At 72.9% G+C, this 18,098-nt stretch carries 11 protein-coding genes; 3 read left to right on the forward strand and 8 right to left on the reverse strand.

What is annotated here, in order from left to right; translation table 11 throughout:
• The first annotated feature begins 7 nt into the window (after window positions 1-7).
• Entirely contained in the window at window positions 8-2,425 is a 2,418-nt protein-coding gene (ppsA, locus tag FJM51_RS09395) for a phosphoenolpyruvate synthase (RefSeq protein ID WP_140453879.1), read from the forward strand.
• Between the two features lie 33 nt (window positions 2,426-2,458).
• Here the strand turns inward: ppsA and FJM51_RS09400 are convergent, their stop codons facing one another.
• The 3 genes from FJM51_RS09400 to FJM51_RS09410 form a co-directional block, all read right to left on the reverse strand.
• A complete protein-coding gene (locus FJM51_RS09400) occupies window positions 2,459-3,985 on the reverse strand; it encodes a TerB N-terminal domain-containing protein (protein WP_140453880.1) in 1,527 nt (508 codons plus the stop codon).
• A 168-nt stretch (window positions 3,986-4,153) separates the two neighbouring features.
• Entirely contained in the window at window positions 4,154-5,932 is a 1,779-nt protein-coding gene (locus FJM51_RS09405; RefSeq protein WP_181164505.1) for an ABC transporter ATP-binding protein/permease, read from the reverse strand.
• Between the two features lie 120 nt (window positions 5,933-6,052).
• A complete protein-coding gene (locus FJM51_RS09410) occupies window positions 6,053-8,320 on the reverse strand; it encodes a glycoside hydrolase family 3 C-terminal domain-containing protein (protein WP_181164506.1) in 2,268 nt (755 codons plus the stop codon).
• A 120-nt stretch (window positions 8,321-8,440) separates the two neighbouring features.
• On the opposite strand from FJM51_RS09410, the gene FJM51_RS09415 reads away from it, so the two are divergent.
• The gene (locus FJM51_RS09415) at window positions 8,441-9,715 is read left to right on the forward strand and encodes a glucoamylase family protein (RefSeq protein ID WP_140453883.1); all 1,275 of its coding nucleotides are present in this window, start codon (window positions 8,441-8,443) and stop codon (window positions 9,713-9,715) included.
• Here FJM51_RS09415 and FJM51_RS09420 read toward each other — a convergent pair.
• Window positions 9,705-12,965: a cellobiose phosphorylase gene (locus FJM51_RS09420; protein WP_140453884.1), complete on the reverse strand. Its 3,261-nt coding sequence runs from the start codon at window positions 12,963-12,965 to the stop codon at window positions 9,705-9,707. The genes FJM51_RS09415 and FJM51_RS09420 overlap by 11 nt on opposite strands.
• Before the next feature lie 19 nt (window positions 12,966-12,984).
• Window positions 12,985-14,517: a helicase HerA-like domain-containing protein gene (locus FJM51_RS09425; protein ID WP_140453885.1), complete on the reverse strand. Its 1,533-nt coding sequence runs from the start codon at window positions 14,515-14,517 to the stop codon at window positions 12,985-12,987.
• Window positions 14,518-14,681: 164 nt separating this feature from the next.
• Here FJM51_RS09425 and FJM51_RS09430 point away from each other — a divergent pair, with 164 nt between their 5' ends.
• Entirely contained in the window at window positions 14,682-15,392 is a 711-nt protein-coding gene (locus FJM51_RS09430; protein ID WP_140453886.1) for an invasion associated locus B family protein, read from the forward strand.
• A gap of 72 nt (window positions 15,393-15,464) precedes the next feature.
• Here FJM51_RS09430 and FJM51_RS09435 read toward each other — a convergent pair whose 3' ends face one another.
• Genes FJM51_RS09435 through lpxD form a run of 3 tightly spaced genes read right to left on the reverse strand, consistent with a single transcriptional unit; the run spans window position 15,465 to window position 18,068 of the window.
• Entirely contained in the window at window positions 15,465-16,673 is a 1,209-nt protein-coding gene (locus FJM51_RS09435; protein ID WP_140453887.1) for a beta-ketoacyl-[acyl-carrier-protein] synthase family protein, read from the reverse strand.
• A gap of 1 nt (window position 16,674) precedes the next feature.
• Complete coding sequence (locus FJM51_RS09440; protein WP_140453888.1) at window positions 16,675-16,950, reverse strand: acyl carrier protein; 276 nt, start codon at window positions 16,948-16,950, stop codon at window positions 16,675-16,677.
• A 32-nt stretch (window positions 16,951-16,982) separates the two neighbouring features.
• Window positions 16,983-18,068 carry a UDP-3-O-(3-hydroxymyristoyl)glucosamine N-acyltransferase gene (lpxD, locus tag FJM51_RS09445; protein ID WP_140453889.1) on the reverse strand — a complete coding sequence of 362 codons (1,086 nt, stop codon included), beginning with the start codon at window positions 18,066-18,068 and terminating at the stop codon, window positions 16,983-16,985.
• Window positions 18,069-18,098 lie beyond the last annotated feature (30 nt).

Genomic DNA, 18,098 nt, shown 5'->3' on the forward strand with positions numbered 1-18,098 from the left:
GGATCCGATGCCCGAAGAGATCCGAAGCATCATCTGGTTCGAGAACCTGTCGCGCGGCGACGTGGCCCTCGTGGGCGGCAAGAACGCCTCGCTCGGCGAACTGGTGCGCGCGCTGTCGTCCGAAGGCATCCGCGTGCCGCCGGGCTTCGCCACGACCGCCGACGCGTTCCGCGACTATCTCGCCGCCAATCGCCTGAACGAGACGATCGCGGCCACCCTCGCGCGGCTCGACGCCGGCAAGATCGCGCTGCGCGAGGCCGGGGCGGCGATCCGCGCGGCGATCATGGCGGGCGACTGGCCCGAGCGGACCGCCGCCGCCATCGCCGCCGCCTATCGCGAACTCGCGGACCGGATCGGCGTCGCGGATCCCGCCGTCGCCGTCCGCTCCAGCGCCACGGCGGAGGACCTGCCGGACGCGAGCTTCGCCGGGCAGCAGGAGACGCTCCTCAACGTCCGGGGCGAGCGGGCGCTGCTCAACGCCTGCCGGCGCTGCTACGCCTCGCTCTTCACCGACCGCGCGATCACCTATCGCCGGCTGAAGGGGTTCGACCATTCCCAGGTCGCGCTCTCGGTCGGCGTGCAGCGGATGGCGCGTTCCGATCTCGGCGGCGCGGGGGTGATGTTCTCGATCGACACCGAGACCGGCTTCGACAAGGCGGTGCTGATCAACGCCGCCTGGGGGCTCGGCGAGAACGTCGTGCAGGGCGCGGTCAACCCGGACGAATACGAGGTCTTCAAGCCGCTGCTCTCCGATCCCGCCACGCGCCCGATCCTCGAGAAGCGCCTCGGCGCCAAGGAGCGCAAGATGATCTACGCCGGGGCCGACGGGGGGACGCGCAACGTGCCGACCTCGAAGGCCGAGCAGGCGGATTTCGTGCTCTCCGACGACGAGATCCTCGACCTCGCCCGCCAGGCGGTCGCGATCGAGCGCCACTACGGCCAGCCGATGGACATGGAATGGGCCAAGGACGGCGAGACGGGCGAGGTCTTCATCGTCCAGGCGCGGCCGGAGACGGTCGAGTCCCGCGCCGCCGCCGGGGCGTTCAAGTCCTACCGGATCCGCTCGGCGGGCCGGAAGCTCCTGACCGGGCTCAGCGTCGGGGAGGCGGTGGTGGCGGGCCGCGTCTGCCTGCTCGAGAGCGCGCGCGACATCGAGCGGTTCGTCGACGGCTCGGTGCTCGTCACCTCGACCACCGATCCCGACTGGGTGCCGGTGATGAAACGGGCCGCGGCGATCGTGACCGATCACGGCGGGCGCACCAGCCACGCCGCGATCGTCAGCCGCGAGCTCGGCCTTCCCGCCGTCGTCGGCACCGGCTCGGCCACGCGCCTCCTGCATGACGAGCAGGAGGTGACCGTCTCCTGCGCCGAGGGCGAGGAGGGCTTCGTCTACGAGGGCACGGCGGATTTCGAGGTCGAGGACATGGACCTCGGCGCCGTGCCCGAGACGCGCACCCGCGTCATGCTGAACCTCGCCAATCCGGCGGCTGCCTTCCGCTGGTGGCGGCTGCCCGCCGATGGCGTCGGCCTCGCGCGGATGGAATTCGTCGTCTCGAACGCGGTCCGCGCGCACCCCATGGCGCTCGCGCGCTTCGACGCGTTGCGCGACGACGAGGCCCGGGCCGAGATCGAGGCGCTCACCCGGGGCTACGCCGACCGGCGCGACTATTTCGTCGAGACCCTCGCGCGCGGCCTCTCGCGGATCGCCGCCGTCTGCCATCCGCGGCCGGTCATCATCCGGATGAGCGATTTCAAGACCAACGAATACGCCGAGCTGCTCGGCGGCCGCCAGTTCGAGCCGCGCGAGGAGAACCCGATGATCGGCTTCCGCGGCGCGTCGCGCTACTATTCCGATGCCTATCGCGACGGTTTCGCGCTCGAATGCCGGGCGATCCGGCGGCTGCGCGAGGAGATGGGCTTCGCCAATGTGATCGTGATGATCCCGTTCTGCCGCTCGCCCGCCGAGGCCGACCGGGTGCTGGCGGTGATGGCCGAGAACGGGCTCGAGCGCGGCCGCGCGGGGCTCGAGGTCTATGTGATGTGCGAGATCCCGTCGAACGTGATCCTGGCCGAGGAATTCGCGAAGCGCTTCGACGGGTTCTCGATCGGCTCGAACGACCTGACGCAGCTCACGCTCGGCGTCGACCGCGACTCGGGCCAGCTCGCGGCGCTCTTCGACGAGCGCGACCCGGCGGTGCTCTGGATGATCCGGAGCGTGATCGCGCGGGCGCACGCCGCCGGGAGCAAGGTCGGCTTCTGCGGCCAGGCCCCGAGCAACGATCCGGCCTTCGCCCGGCTGCTCGTGGAGGCGGGGATCGACTCGATCTCGGTCACGCCCGACAGCTTCCTCGCCGTGAAGCGCCATGTCGCCGAGGCCGAGGCGGCCGTTCCGGCGGCGCGGGTGCCCGAGACGCACGAGGCGTGAGGCGGCCGGCCCCGGCGGGGGCCGGATCGCCGGTCAGCCTCCGGCGCGGGCCTTGCGCGAGGCCTCGACCCGGCCGAGGAGTTCCTGCCAGTCGGGACCGGCGGCGCCGGGCCGCCGCCCCACATCGCGCGACCCGGCCTCGCGCGGCCCGGCCTCGCGCGACCCGACTTCGCGCGGCGGGCCGGCCCAGGGCGTCGCGGCGTTGCGGGGCACCGGCTCGGCCGTCGTCACGCCGGTGGAGAACGGGGCCGGAAGCGCCTCCGCGGGCTCGCCGGGCGGGGTCAGCCGGACGAGCGTGCTCGGCCCCGGCGGCCGGACCGCGGCGCGGGGATCGGGCGTCAGCGCGACGCCGAGGCGTTCCAGCGCCTCCGCGGCCTCGGAGAAGCGCGCCGGATCCGGCCGCCCGGCCGGCGCGCCGCCGAGCCGGAACAGGATGTCGCCGAGCAGCGCGTGCCCGCCCGCCGCCATCCGCGCGCGGGTCCAGGCGAGGAAGGTCTCCGCCTCGGGCGAGGGGTGGAAGGGGCGCAGGTCCGCCGGCAGGAAGGCGTGGGCCATCGCGGAGTCGCGCGCGCCGGGATTGGCCTCGAGAAACGCGTCGAACCGGTCGAGCGCCGCGGTCGCCGCCTCCACGAGCTCGTCCGCGATCGCGAGCGGTTCGCTGAGCGCCCCGATGTCGGGGAGCGGCTCGCCGTAGGTGGAGAGGTCGAGCGGGCGCTCGAACGCGCCCGTGGCGGCGCGGTAGACCGGCGCGAGTTCCGCCCAGCGCAGCCTGACCCGGTAGCCCTCCGGAAACCGCCGCGCGAAGCGCAGCGCGAAGAGCGTGCCGAATTCCGCCGGATGGCGGAGGGCCGGCGGCCGGAGCGCGCCCCGCCCGGCGCAGGACCACCAGCCGAAGAGCCATTCATGCGTCAGGGTCATCCCCTGCATGATCATCGCGCCGACCGGCACCCGGAGCGCCAGCGGCAGGCCCCAGGGCCGCGCCCCGGCGGGGGGCGCGGCGAGGTCGGCGCGGCAGAGGATCACCCGGGCCGCGTCGATGAACCGCTCCAGCGCGTCGCGCAGCGCCGGCGCGGCGATGTCGAGCCCCCGGAGCCGGATCGCCTCGTCGAGGATCGCCTCCCGCTCGGCCGGCGCGGTCTCCGAGTCGAGGAAGAACCGCCGCTCGAGTCCCTGGAAATAGAGAAAGACGCATCCTTCCGCCGGATCCGCGCGCCCCGAGGCGAGCCAGCGCAGATAGGCGCCGCGCGCCCCGGGCGGGAGTTCCGCGTAGACCGCGGCCCCGGGCGGGACCTCGCCGCCCTCCTCCGTCTCCGCGGGCAGGGCGGGATCGATCCAGGCGCCGCCGGCGGCGGTCTCCGCGCCGGGCGCGCCGAGGTAGATCATTCCCCCCACCGGCAGCCCCGCGACGAGCGCGGGCCGCTCCGCCGGAATCCAGCCCGCGAAACCCGGCGCGGGCGCCGCGGGCGCGGACTCCTTCCCGGCCCCGGCGCCGCGCGTCAGGAAGTCATGCGCCCCCGCGAGTCCCTCGCGCAGCGCGGATGCGATCGAACGGGCGAACATCCCTACCCCCGGCGGATGGTCGGAGGGGAATTCGCGACGGCGACGGATCGAACAAAGACCAGAGCCAATTGAAGCAGCTCACCCCCATTTCCCCGCCGGGAGAATATCGGCCTCCCGGGGGAAAGCCAAGGAACCGCCGCGTGGCCCCGCGGGTTTCCGCCGATCGGCTCAGCGCGCGCCGGCGCGCCGGCGCCGCCGGGGCGTCACCTCGGCCTCCTCGGCCGGGGTGGTGTCGAGCGGCGTCGCGCAGAGCCGGACGACGCGGTCGTAGAAGCCCGTCGGCTCGCGCCGCTGCGAGATGTTGACGACGGCGGTCTCGCGCAGTTCGTCGCCGAGGATCCCGAGCAGCAGTTCCCGGTTGGTCTCGTCGAGCGTGTCGAGCCCCTCGTCGGAGACGAGAAACCGCGGCCGCGCGAGCAGGAGCCGCGCGTAGCAGAGCCGCTCCTGCTCGCCGAGGCCGAGTTCGCGGTCCCAGCGCGCCGCGAGGTCGAGGCTGCCCGCGAGATTGTCGAGCCCCACCCGGCGCAGCCCCGCGCGCAGCTTCGCATCCTCGACCGTCTCGCCGTCGAAGCGCAGCGCCTGCCGGAGCGGGCCGCCGCGCAGGAAGGGGCGCTGCGTCAGATAGGCGACCTCGTGATCGGGCGGCACGACGATCCGCCCCGACCCCGCGCTCCAGAGCCCGGCGATGGCGAGGAAGAAGCTCGTGCGGCCCGAGCCGGGCTTGCCGAGGATCAGCACCCGCTCGCCCGGCCCCACCTCCAGGCTCGGCGGCTCCAGCGCGGCGCAGCCGTGGCGCGTGCGCACCCGCACGTCCTCGAGCAGGAAACGGTCGCGCGGCCCCTCGCGCCGCTCGATCAGCCCGGCGGAGGCCTCGACCCGGTCGAGATCGAGCAGCGCCTGGCGGAAGTTCATCACCCTGAGGAGCGTCGCGCGCCAGTCCGCGATCGCCCCGGTGTTGTCGACGAACCAGCGCAGCGACTGCTGCACCTGGTTGAAGGCGCCAACGACCATCATCAGCTCGCCGAAGCTGAGCCGCCCGGCGAAATAGCCGGGCGCGGCGACGATGATCGGAAAGACCAGCGCGACCCAGCCATAGCCCGCCGTCACCCAGGTCAGCCGCGCCCGGGCAAAGGCGATGCGCCGCAGCACGGCCGCGAGCGTCCCGAGGCTGGTTCCGAGCCCGCGCAGGCTGTCGGCCTCGTCGTTGCTGAGCGCGATGCCCTCGGCGTGCTCGGAGCCCTGCACCAGCGCGAAGCGGAACTCCGCCTCGCGCGCGTAGCGGTCCTGCCCGAGCCGCACCAGCGGCCGGCCGACGCGCCAGGAGACGAGCGAGCCCGAGAGCGCGTAGATGAGCGCGGCCCAGACCATGTAGCCCGGGATCGCGATGTCGTGGCCGCCGAGCGGGATCACGACGCCCTCCGACAGGATCCAGAGCACGCCGATGAAGCTCAGCAGCAGGATCGAGGACTGGATGAGCCCGATGCTGAGATCCGTGGTGAGCTCGGTCAGGTTCTGCGTGTCGGCCTGGATGCGCTGGTCGGGATTGGCACCGATCTCGCCCGCGCGGCTGATGCGCGCGGCGCGCTTGCGCGTCATCCAGTTGCCCATCAGGTCGATGGTCGCGAGCTCGCGCAGCCGCACCCGGATCAGCTGGTTGCAGCCGGTCTGCGCCACGTTCAGCACCAGAAGCCCCGCCGCGATCATGAAGAACACGCCGAGCTGGCGCAGGAATTCGTTGAAGTCGCGCCGCTCGATCGCGTCGTAGAAGGGCTGGTTCCAGGCGTTGAGCCGGACCTGCATCACCGCGGTCAGGATGATGATGGCGACGATGGCCGCCGTCAGCACGTAGAGCCGCGACCGGCCCGGTGTGCGATGGACCGCGCGCAGGAGCACGCTGACCTGATGGGTCAGTCGGTCATCGAATGGCGCGATCGGGGCCTTCGCCATGCTCTCCACCATCCCTCCGCCGCGCGGCTGAGACTACCGGGCGCCCCCGCCGGGGAAAACAGGGGTCGCGCATTTTGCTCCACGCCTCACGGCGGCGTGTCCCGCGCGCCACGGGCGGGCTCAGTCGGTGAGCAGGAAGGGCAGCGCGCAGGGCGCGTCCCCGAACCGCGCGATCGCCTCCAGCGCCTGCCCCTCGTGCTGGACGAGGAAGAGCCGGTCGGGATTGGCCGCCGGGTCGCGGTCGGGCCAGACGCGCGCCCCCGCCTCCGGATCGCGCCCCGGCCGGGCGAGCATCTCCGGCGTCACCGCGAAGGAGAGCACCGCCGAGGCGCCGGGATCGAGCCGGACCTGCCGGTGCCCGAGCCGGTCGAGAAGCCGCGGCACGCGCTCCTCGCAGACCATGTCCTGGTAGTAGAGATGCACCGTCTCGGTCCCGGCCCGCTCCCCGGTATTGGTCACGCGCACCCGCGCGACGAGCGGCGCGGCGGCCGAGGCGGAGAGCCGGTCCCCGTCGAGCGCCCAGTCCGAGAGCGCGAAGCTCGTGTGCGAATACCCCTCGCCGAAGTGATAGGCCGAGGGCCAGCGCGCGCCGAGCCCGAGGTAATAGGCGCACCAGTGGTCGCGTTGCCGCCGCGAGGCGGAGCCTTCCACGACCGGGACCGGCGGCCGCCCGATCCGCTCCGCGCGCCTGTCGAGGCCCGAGGTGATCCCGTCGCCGATCGGCAGCCCGTGCGAGAGCCGCCCGGTCGGCTCGCGCAGCCCCGCGAGGATGTCCGCGATCGCGTCGCCCGCGAAGGTGCCCAGATGCGCGGTCCAGAAGAGCGCGTCCGCCGCCGCCTCGATCTCCCGCGGGATGTGGAGCGCGCGGCCGGCGGTGACGAAGACGATGAGCTTCGCCTCCGGATTGGCCTTTCGCACGCGCTCGACCAGCCGGCGCTGGAGGCAGGGCAGCCGCGGATCGGCGAGCGCGGCGGATTCGCCGCTCCATTCGTGCGGCTCGCCGAGGAAGAGCACCACGTGGCTCGCCCCGCGCGCCAGCGCCGCCGCCGCCGCGATCTCGCGCTCCTCTTCCGCCGCCGGCCGGCCGGGATCGCGGTCGTAGTCGCAGCCGCGCGCGTAGGCCGCGCCGGGCCAGTGCTTGCGAAGCCCGGCGAGCGGCGTGACGACGCGTTCGAGATGGTGGTTCGCATGGCTCGAATAGGCGCCGAGCCAGTCCTCCGGATCCTGATCCGCGAGCGGCCCGATCACGCTGAGCCGCGCCGAGGAGGGGATGGGCAGCGTCGCGGGGTCCGGCCGCGCGGGCCGCAGCATCACGACCGAGCCGGCGGCGAGGTCGCGATAGGCCCGCGTCGATCCGGCGAGCAGCGCCGTCTCCCGCTCCGGCCCGGTGCCGAGCCAGGGATCGTCGAGCAGTCCGATCCGGTCCTTCAGCGTCAGAAGCTCCGCCGCGCGGACGCGCAACTCCTCCTCGCTCAGCCGCCCCTCCTCCACCAGATCCGGCAGGTGGGTGAGATAGAGAAGCGAGCAGAGGTCGATATGCACGCCCCCCTCGCGGAAGGCGCGGAAGGCCGCCTCCCTCGGGCTCGCCGCGTAGCCGAAGCCGCCGTGGATCTCGTAGATCGCGTCGTAATCCGCCTCGATGATCGCGCCCGGCCCGGCCTTCGTCTTCGCGAGGTCGCGCAGGAACGGATCGGCATGGGCCGGCACGCCGTCGAGCGCGACGAAGCTCATCATCACCCCGTGCGCCCCCGCCTCGAACCCGCCGGCGTAGCGCGGCAGCACGGTTTCGAGGAATTCCGCGCGGCTGATCGGGAGCGCGGTGTAATCGGGCCCGGCGGTGTACTGGTAGGGTCCGAGATGCTTCAGCACCACGGCGACGCGCCCCTCCGCGACCAGCCCCTCGGTGCTCGCCCGCGTCACCTCGCTCATGAACCGCGGGCAGGAGATCACGCCCCCCTCCTGCGTGCGCCCCTGATGCTGGGCGAAGGCGTAGTCGCAGGTGAGCCGGATCAGCCGGGCGCCGGCCTTGTTCGCGTCGATCGCCGCCTGTTCATGCGCGCGCCGCACCAGATCCATGTCGAAACAGTAGAGCGGAAACGGCCCGACGAGGTAGAAGCCCCGCCGGCCGTCGTCCTTGATCAGGAGCGGCGGATGGCCGTTCGCGACCGCGATCCCCTGCAGTTCCCGCAACCGGTCCCCGACGAGGCCGGAGCCCCCGACCTCGCCCCGCGCGACCGCGCGCGCGATATCCTCCCCGGCGAGCTGCCGGTAGCGCCCGGGATCGATCGAGTTGAGCTGCCCGGCGAGCTGGCGGAGCGTCATCGCACCGGCGAGCGTCCAGGCGCGCTCCGTCACATGCGCCGGCCTGGGAGAGGTCCGTGGTGTCATCGATGCCGCCCGCCGCCTGATCCTTGCGCGACGATACTCCCGAATGGCGAGGCGACAACAGCCTTCCGCCCGGCCCCGGCCTTTGCGAGAGTGGCCGGGAAACGGCGGAAGGAGCGCGGCATGAGTGACACCGGGGCCGGAACCCTTTGCCCCGCCGAGGCCGGCGACGCGGCGCTGCTCGACCTGACGCAGCGCGCGACGCTGCGCTATTTCTGGGACTTCGCCCATCCCGTCTCCGGCCTCGCGCGGGAGCGGAGCAACGTGACGCCGCGCTACGGGCTCGAGGCGGTGACGACCGGCGGATCGGGTTTCGGCGTCATGGCGATCATCGTTGGCGTCTCGCGCGGCTGGATCGACCGGCGGGAGGCGGTCGCCCGGCTCTGGACCATGGCGAAGTTCCTCGAGAAGGCCGACAGCTATCACGGCGTCTGGCCGCATTTCCTGAACGGCGAGACCGGGCGGACCATCCCGTTCAGCCGCAAGGACGACGGCGCCGATCTGGTGGAGACCTCCTACCTGATCATGGGCCTTCTCTGCGCGCGGCAGTTCTTCGACGGCGCGGAGGAAGGCGAGACGCGGCTGCGCGCGCTCATCGACTGGCTCTGGCGCGAGGTCGAATGGGACTGGCACACGCGAGGCGGGCGGAACGTGCTCTACTGGCACTGGAGCCCGAACAACGGCTGGAGCATGAACCACGAGATCCGGGGCTGGAACGAATGCCTCGTCACCTATCTGCTCGCCGCCTCCGCCCCGCGCTACCCGGTCAGCGCCGAGGTCTATCACCGCGGCTGGGCCGATGGCCGCGCCTTCCTGAACGGCCGGAGCTACGACGGCGTGACGCTGCCGCTCGGCCCCGACCGGGGCGGGCCGCTCTTTCTCGCGCATTACTCCTTCCTCGGCCTCGACCCGCGCGGGCTCCGCGACCGCTACGCCGACTACTGGGAACAGAACACCGCGCATACCCGGATCAACCGCGCGCATTGCATCGCCAATCCGGGCGGCTTCCTCGGCTACGGGCCGGACTGCTGGGGCCTGACCGCCTGCGACGGTCCCCGCGGCTATGACGGCTTCTCGCCCGCGAACGACCGGGGCGTGATCGCCCCCGCCGCCGCGCTCGGCTCCTTCCCCTACGCGCCCGAGGCCGCGATGCGCGCGCTCCGCCATTTCCACGGCGCGCTGGGGCCGCGCATCTGGACCGACCTCGGCTTCGTCGACGCGTTCAGCGAGACCGAGGACTGGTACGCCGCCTCGCATCTCGCGATCGACCAGGGGCCGATCGTGGTGATGATCGAGAACGCGCGCACGGGCCTCCTCTGGAATCTGTTCATGAGCTGCCCCGAGATCCGCGACGGCCTCCGCCGCCTCGATTTCGAGAGCCCGCGACTCACGGGCTGAGATCCCACCGCTCCGCCCGCCCGTCGATCACCCGGTCGAGCGTGACCGGCCCGAGCCCCGGCGGCGTAACCGGCGCCACGACCCGCTCCCCGAACCACCGCCGCAGCCCGAGCGCGTGGCAGAGCAGGAGCCGCGTGTAGAGCCCCGGCCCGCTCGAATAGATCCGCCAGCCGCCTTCGACCGCCACGCGTCCCGCGCGCAGGAGCGCCCAGTCCGCCTCGGCGGCGTAGCGATCGGGGAAGGCCGCGTCCGAACTGCTGAAGAAGGCGTTGCGCTGGCGCGGCGCGGCATTCGCCGCCAGGTCGGCCACCGAGACCGGATTGGCGAGGCCGAGCGCCCGCCAGAGCGCCTCCGCCTCGCCCAGCGCCGCCAGCGCCTCGCCGTGGCGCAGATGGGCGTGGACATACATGAGCCCGATCTCGCGCCCGAAGAAGGCCGCCGATTCCGCGCGCTGGAACACCCGCTCCGGCCCGCCGCGATAGGCCACCGGCCGGTCCATCAGCCGCGCCCCGTCGGGGAAGAGCAGATGCTCCCGGATCAGGTCCAGATGCCGCCGCGCCTCCGCCGGCGTGAAGATCCCGCCGATGATCCCCCGCGTCATCGGCAGCAGCGAATAGGAGAGGCCGGTCCGCCGGTCCGCCGGATGGAGCAGAAGCTCCGGCGCCCCGCCCTCCGGGCCGAACAGCGCGTAGCCCGCGACGACCCCGCCCCGGATCAGGTACCGCGCGAAATCCGCCCGGATCGCCCCGGCGAGGTCGCGCAGCGCCGCCGCCTCCGCCGCCTCCCCCGCCCGCGCGAGGATCCCGGCGTAGCGGCCGAACTGCTGGTAGAGGAGCGCGACCGTCCAGCCGCTCACCATCCAGTCGCGCATCGCCGGATCGACCGGGCGCAGCGAGTCGTTCCAGTCACCCTCGCCGTAGCGGATCAGATGCGTGCCCGGGATGAAGCGCGCGCGCACCGTGGCGATCAGCTTCGCGACATGCGCCGCGACCGGATCGCGCCGCGCGGTCACCGCCCCGTCCTCCCCGCGCCAGGCGAGCGGCTCCCGGAGAAAGGCCGTGTCGCCCGTCGCCTCGATGTAGTCGCAGAGCGCCTTCAGCGGCCAGATGATCACGTCGCCATGGCTGTGGGCGTCGCGGATCGCCTCGTAGGGCGGGAGCATGAACCATTGCGGCCAGTCGCCGCTCTCCGCGCCCTGCTCGGCGAAGACGATCCGCAGGATCTCCCGCGCCACCGCGTCGTGTTCGTGGGCGAGCAGGAATTCGACCGGCCCCTGGCAGACGTCCCGCGTCCCCCAGGCCGCCCCGCCCGATTGTTCGAGCCCGTGCGGCACCGTCAGATGCACCATCGCGTCCCGCGCCATCCAGGGCAGGACCGCGTTCGCCGCCGCCACGCCCGCGCCCGTACCGCCGAGCCGCGTCTCCCGCGTCACATGGCGCCAGTAGGCCGCCGCCGCGAGGCTCTCGGCCTCCGGCACGCCGCGCGCGTGGCGCGCCGCGAGCCGCTCCGCCTCCGCCGGATCGCGGAGCGCGCCCACCACGGCGAAGCGGAACGCGCGCGTCGGCCGCGTCCGGAGCGCGACGAAGCCGCCGCTCCCCGGCCCCCCCTCCGGATCGAGCAGCGCGTCGTCCCCGATCGCCTCCACCGCCTCCGGCGTGGCGGCGACGAGGTGATAGACCGCATCCGGATAACGCTGGCCCCAGAGCGAGGCCGGATCGGGGCGGAAGGCGATCCGGCCCGCGCCCGCGTCGACCTCCACCCGGCCGGCGCTCGCGAACTCCCGCTCGCCGAGCGCGAGCCCGGCATGGACGAGAAACCGCCGCGGCGCGCCCTCGACCGAGATCCGCCATGTCATCGCGGGATCCGCGCCCGAGGCGACGAGCCGCACGGTGAGCAGGTCGGCGCCGAGCCGGTAGATCCAGCGGCAGTCGCTCAACCCCATCTCGAAGACCGAGGGCTCGCCGAGCAGCGCCCAGCCCGCCTCCGTCTCGACGAGGATCCGGAGCCCGCCCGACCGCGTGATGCCGTAGGGGTCGCGCGCGGCCGAGAAGAGCCGGTGGAACGAGGTATTGCCGAGCGAGAGCAGCGACCCGAAGACGCCATGCATCCAGACGGTGGCGCACATCGTCGTCTCGTCGATCAGCATCCCCTGCCCGGTCCTGAGGATCGCGCCGTGACGCCGGAGAAGCATCCTCTCCTTCCCGCGCGTCACCACGTGGCGGTTGAGCGCCCCCTCCGGCGCGAAGAACGAGAGGAGCCGCCCGTCCGCCCGCTCCTCCAGCACCCGATCCGGATAGCGCGCCGCGAGATCCGCCGCGTCGAAGGGCGCGCCCGCGAGGAGGGGCGCCTCGCGGGCCAGATTCCTCCGGGCCGGCGCCAGCGCGACCGCGCGCGGCGCGAAAGCCTCCCGCGCCTCGAAGGCGCGCGCGAGCCGCGCCAGATCCGCCTCGCCCGAGGCCCCGGGATGATCGGGGAGGTAGAGCCCGAAGAAGGTCCAGCCCGCCTCCGCGCCGGGGGCGAGCACGAGGCGCCGCGAGCGGATCGCCGGGCAGGCGACCTCGTGCTGCAGCCGTTCGCCCGGAAGCTCCAGCGCGGGATCGATCCGGCCCGTGTCGCGAAAGGCCGGGCCGAAGAGCTGCGCCGCGTCGGTCGCGAAACCGGCCGCCCCGTCGAGGCAGCCCTGCGCGAGCCAAGGATGCGCGCCGCCCTGCGCGAGGTTCTGACGGCTCATCACCACCGGCCCCGCGACCGGGTGCCGGGCGATGTGATGGTCGATGTATTGCGAGGCGAAGGCCGCGTTGCCGGTCACGAAGCCGGGATCGCCGAGGCCGAGATCCTGGACCAGCGTCGCGTCGCAGGCGACCGGCTCCGCGGCGCCGTTCGCGACCTCCACCCGCCAGAGCCAGAGGTTCTCCTCCGGATGGAGCCAGAGCGTGACCCGGTGCCGCGCCGCCCCGGCCGCGCCCTCCCAGACGAAGCGATCCTCCGCGGCCCCGACCGCGACCCGCGCGCCCGGCCCGACCGCCTCCGCCACCCGCCCGTCGAGCCGGAGGAAGAGCCGCCCGATGCCGCCGTCGAGCGGCGAGCCGGGGATCTGGCTGATGAGCGTGCGCCCGTTCGCGCGGCGATGCGCGATCGCATGGAGACAGCCGTTCGGGAGCAGGCTGATCGAGAGCCCCGCCGCGCCCGTGAGACGGCGCGGGCCGAGATCCTCTTCCCGGGGCGTCTCGAACCGCGCGCGCGGCGTCATCCCGGCCTCCCTTCCCGCGCTACTTCGCCCGGAAGAGCCCGCCGAGGATGCCGCGGACCAGCGCCTGCCCCTGCCGGGTGCCGAGCTGCTTCACCACCGTGCGCGCGATCTCGGCGCCGAGCGAGGGTTCGGGCTTCGGCGCCCGCGTGCTCCGGCTCCGCGCGGGTGGGGCCTTCTCCCCCTGCTCGCGCAGCATCTTCTCCGCCATCTCGGTGGCCCGCGCCTCGGCCTCGGCCTGTTTCGCCGCCGCCTCGGCGCGGGTCGCGAGGATCTCGGCGGCGGAGTCGCGGTTGACGGCGGTGTCGTAGCGCCCGGCGAGCGGCGAGGTCCGGAGCGTCTCCGCCCGCTCCTGCGCCGTGACCGGGCCGAGCCGTGACTGGGGCGGGCGGATCAGGCAGCGGCGCACCATCGCCGGCACGCCCTTCTCCTCGAGAAGCGAGACCACCGCCTCGCCGGTCCCGACTTCCCGGATCGCCGTTTCCGTGTCGAAGGCCGGATTGGGCCGGAAGGTCTCCGCCGCCAGTCTCAGCGCCTTCTGGTCGCGCGGCGTGAAGGCGCGGAGCGCGTGCTGGACGCGGTTGCCGAGCTGGCCCAGCACCTCCGCCGGCACGTCGTCGGGATTCTGCGTGACGAAATAGACCCCGACCCCCTTGGAGCGGATGAGGCGCACCACCTGCGCCACCTTGTCGACCAGCGCCTTCGGCGCGTCCTTGAAGAGCAGATGCGCCTCGTCGAAGAAGAAGGCGAGCACCGGCTTCTCCGGATCGCCGACCTCCGGAAGCTGCTCGAAAAGCTCCGACAGCAGCCAGAGCAGGAAGGTGGCGTAGAGCCGGGGCGACTGCGTCAGCTTGTCGGCCATCAGCACGTTGACCCGGCCCATGCCCTCCGCGTCGACCGCCATCAGGTCCTTCAGGTCGAGACGCGGCTCGCCGAAGAAGGCGGTCGCGCCCTGGTTCTCGAGCACGAGCAGCGCGCGCTGGATCGCGCCGACGGTGGCCGGGGCGACGTTGCCATAGGCGCGCCCGACCTCGGCCGCGTTCTCCGAGAGCCAGGACAGCATCGCCTTCAGGTCGTCGAGATCGAGCAGCGCCATCCCCTGCTCGTCCGCGACGCGGAAGGCGATGTTGAGCACGCCCTCCTGCGCGTCGGAAAGCTCGAGGATCCGCGCGAGCAGGAGCGGCCCCATCTCCGTCACCGTGGTACGGACCTGATGCCCCTCCGCGCCGAAGAGATCCCAGAAGACGACCGGAAAGCCGCGATAGGCGAAATCGGCGAAGCCGATCTTCTCCGCCCGGCCGCGCAGCGCCGAGTCCATCCTGCCCGCCGGATCGCCGGGGCGCGACAGGCCCGAGACGTCGCCCTTCGCATCCTGCACGAAGACCGGCACGCCCGCGGCCGAGAGCCCCTCGGCCAGCACCTGGAGCGTCACCGTCTTGCCGGTGCCGGTCGCGCCCGCGACCAGCCCGTGCCGGTTCGCGTAGCGCAGCAGAAGCTCGCAGGGTTCCGCGTAGCCCTCGCCCGCGCCCCCGACCAGTATCCGGTTCTCTTCCATGTCCTCACCCCCGCTCGGCCGCGAAAATATGGCCCGGCCCGGACGGGAGGGCAATCGTCTCCGTCCGCCCGCCGCCGGACACGCGCGGTTTATCGTCGCGGCGTTGACTTGCGCGGCGAGGGATGACAAGCCGCTTCCGACCCATACGGAGGAAGCGCGCAGTCATGCCGTTCGACGCCCATCGCCTGATCCTGGCCGCGACCCTCGGTCTCGGCCTCGCCCTCCCCGCCTTCGCCCAGGATGCCACGACCCCGCCGGCGGATGCGACGACGGCCCAGCCGCCCGCCCAGCCCCCGGCCCAGCCGCCCGCGCCGCAGGCCGAGGGATCGACCGGCGATCCGGCCGCGCAGGAACCGCGCGAGGTCGTCCGCGACACGTTCGGCGACTGGCAGGTGCGCTGCTCGACGCAGAACAACGAATGCTTCATGTACCAGCTCGCGCTCGACGAGCAGGGCAACCCGGTCGCCGAGGTCAGCCTGCTGAAGCTGCCGGCGGGCGGCGAGGCCTCGGCGGGCGTGACCGTGGTCAGCCCGCTCGGCACGCTGCTGACCACCGGCGTCGCGCTCCAGATCGACACCGACCAGGCGCGGCAGTATCCGTTCAACTGGTGCAGCAAGGTCGGCTGCTTCGCCCGGTTCGGCCTCGCGCAGGATTCGATCGCCGCCCTCAAGCGCGGCAAGGCCGGCAAGCTCTCGCTCGTCTCGATCGCGCAGCCGAACCGGCCGGTGACGCTCAACCTGTCGCTGAAGGGCTTCACCGCCGCCTACGACTCGCTCGAGGCGCCGGCGGGCCAGCCGATGCCCGCCGCGCCCGCCCCGGCCCCGGCTCCCGCGCCGAAGCCGACGATGCCCTCGCTCGCGCCCTCCAGCAACTGACGCGGCTCCGGGCGGCCTGACCGGGCCGCCCGCCTTCCGCCGGCCCCGGCCGGGCCGCCGGCGAAATCCGGATCAGACGGCGCGCAGCGCCAGGACCGCGTTCAGCCCGCCGAAGGCGAAGGCGTTGCTCATCACCGCGCCGACGCGCGCCGCGCGCGCCTCGTTCGGGACCACGTCGAGATCGCAGTCGGGATCGGGCGCGTCGTAGCCGATCGTCGGCGCGATCACCCCCTCGCGCAGCGCCATCACGCAGGCGAGCATCTCGACCGCGCCGGTCCCGCCCATGATGTGCCCGTGCATCGACTTGGTCGAGGAAACCATAAGCCGATCGGCATGCGCGCCGAAGACCGCGCGGATCGCCGCGCATTCGGTCCTGTCGTTCACCGTGGTGCCGGTGCCATGCGCGTTCACGTAGCCGACCGCCTCCGGCGCCAGCCCCGCGTCGCGGAGCGCGCCCCGGATCGCGCGCTCGGCCCCGTGCTGGTTCGGCGTCACGATGTCGGAGGCGTCGGAGGTCATCGAGAACCCCGCCACCTCGGCCAGGATCTCGGCGCCGCGCGCCCGCGCATGCTCGTATTCCTCGAAGACGAAGACCGCCGCGCCCTCGCCCTGCACCATGCCGTTGCGGCTCGCCGAGAAGGGGCGGCAGCCGTCCTTCGACATGACGCGCAGCCCCTCCCAGGCCTTGATCCCGCCGAAGCAGAGCATGCTGTCGCTGCCCCCGGTCAGCACCACCCGCGCCTGGCCGCTCCGGATCAGGCCGAGCGCCTGGCCCATCGCATGGTTCGAGGAGGCGCAGGCGGTGGCGACCGAGAAGGCCGGGCCGCGCAGCCCGTGCGCCATCGAGACATGGCTCGCCGCCGCGTTCATCATGAGCCGGGGCACGACGAAGGGATGCACGCGGTTCTTGCCGCGCTCGAAGACGTCGCGGTAGTTCTCGTCCTGGGTCTGGAGCCCGCCGCCGGCGGTGCCGAGCACGACGCCGGCCTCCTCGCCCAGTTCCTCGGTGATCTCGAGCCCGGACCCCGCGAGCGCCTCGCGCGCCGCGATCAGCGCGTACTGGGTGAAGGGATCGTAGAGCGTCAGCGCCTGTTTCGGGAAATGCGCCTCGGGATCGTAGCCCCGGATCTGGGCGCCGATCCGGATCGAGAGCCGCTCCACATCGGCGAAATCGAGCTCGCCGATGCCGCAGCGCCCCTCGCGCATCGCAGCCCCGGTCTCCCCGGCGCTCGCCCCGAGCGCGCAGAACGCCCCCTGGCCCGTGATGACGACGCGGCGCATCTCAGCGGTTCGCGTCGATCAGCTTCTCCACGGCGCGGACCATCGTCTCGACGGTGCTGATGTCGAATTCCGAGGCCTTGGGATCGTTCGCGTTGAAGGGCACCTGGATGTCGAAGGCCTCCTCGATCGCGAAGACGGTCTCGACCAGCCCGAGCGAGTCGATGCCGAGATCCGCGAGCGTCGAGTCCATGCGCACCTCGCCGGGCTCGAGCACGGCCTGTTCGGCGAGAATCGCGACCACCTTGTCCCTGACTGTGTCCTTGACTTCCCCGGACATGCTGCCTCCGTCGGTCATCCGAAGCCGAACCTCTAATCGGTCTCCCCGGTCTTGGAAACCTGTTTTTGCTGCTGCGAAAGGCGCGAGAGAAGCCGCGGCAGGCGGCGCAGCGCCTTGTACATCTCCACGTTCGCCTCCATCGGCACGGCCGGATAGCCCATCATGATCCGGTTCGGCGGCACGTTCGAGGCGACGCCGGAATTGCCGGTGATGACCGAATTGGCGCCGATCGTCAGATGGTCCGCCACCGCCGCCTTGCCGCCGAGCACCACGCGGTCCCCGATCACCGTGGAACCGCCGACCGCGACATGGCCGCAGACGAGGCAGGTGCGGCCGACCTTCACGTTGTGGCCGATCTGCACCAGGTTGTCGATCTTGGTGCCGTCGCCCACCAGCGTGTCGGCGATCGTGCCGCGGTCGACGCAGGAATTGGCGCCGATCTCGACATCGTCCCCGATCACGACCGAGCCGAGCGAGTTGATCCGGACGTAGCTCTCCCGCGCCTTCGCGCTGATCGCGCCGACCGCGCGCGCCTCCTCGACATTGCCGGGGGTCGGCGTCACGAAGGAGAAGCCGTCCGCGCCGATCACCGCGCCCGGCTGCGCGATGAACCGGTGCCCGATCCGCACCCGCGCGCCGATCTTCACCCCGGTCTGGATCAGCGCGCCGTCGCCGATCACCGCGTGCTCGGCGATCGTGACATGGGCGAGGATCCGGGCATCGGCGCCGATGCGCGCGCCCTCCCCGATCACGACGAAGGGGCCGATCGCCGCGCCCGCGCCGATCTCCGCGCCGGGGTCGATCACGGCGGTGGGGTGGATGCCGGGGGCGACCTTCGGCTCGACGCCGAAGACATGGGTGACGCCGGCCATCAGGTAGCGCGCGCGGGGCGCCACGATCGCGGCCTCGAGCCCGAGCGCGCGCCAGTCGGCGCCGGGCCAGACCACCGCCGCCCGCGCCTTGCCGGCCCGAAGCCCCTCCGCGAAGGCCGGGCTCATCGCGAGCGCGATCTGGCCCGGGCCGGCCTTGTCCGGCTCGGCCGCGCCGTCGAGCGGCAGGGTTTCGTCGCCATGCACCTCCGCGCCGAGCGCGCGTGCCAGATCACCGACCGAGATCATCGCCCATTCCTTCCGCGCGGATCCGTTCCC

The organism is Amaricoccus solimangrovi (assembly GCF_006385685.1).
Lineage (GTDB): Bacteria > Pseudomonadota > Alphaproteobacteria > Rhodobacterales > Rhodobacteraceae > Amaricoccus > Amaricoccus solimangrovi.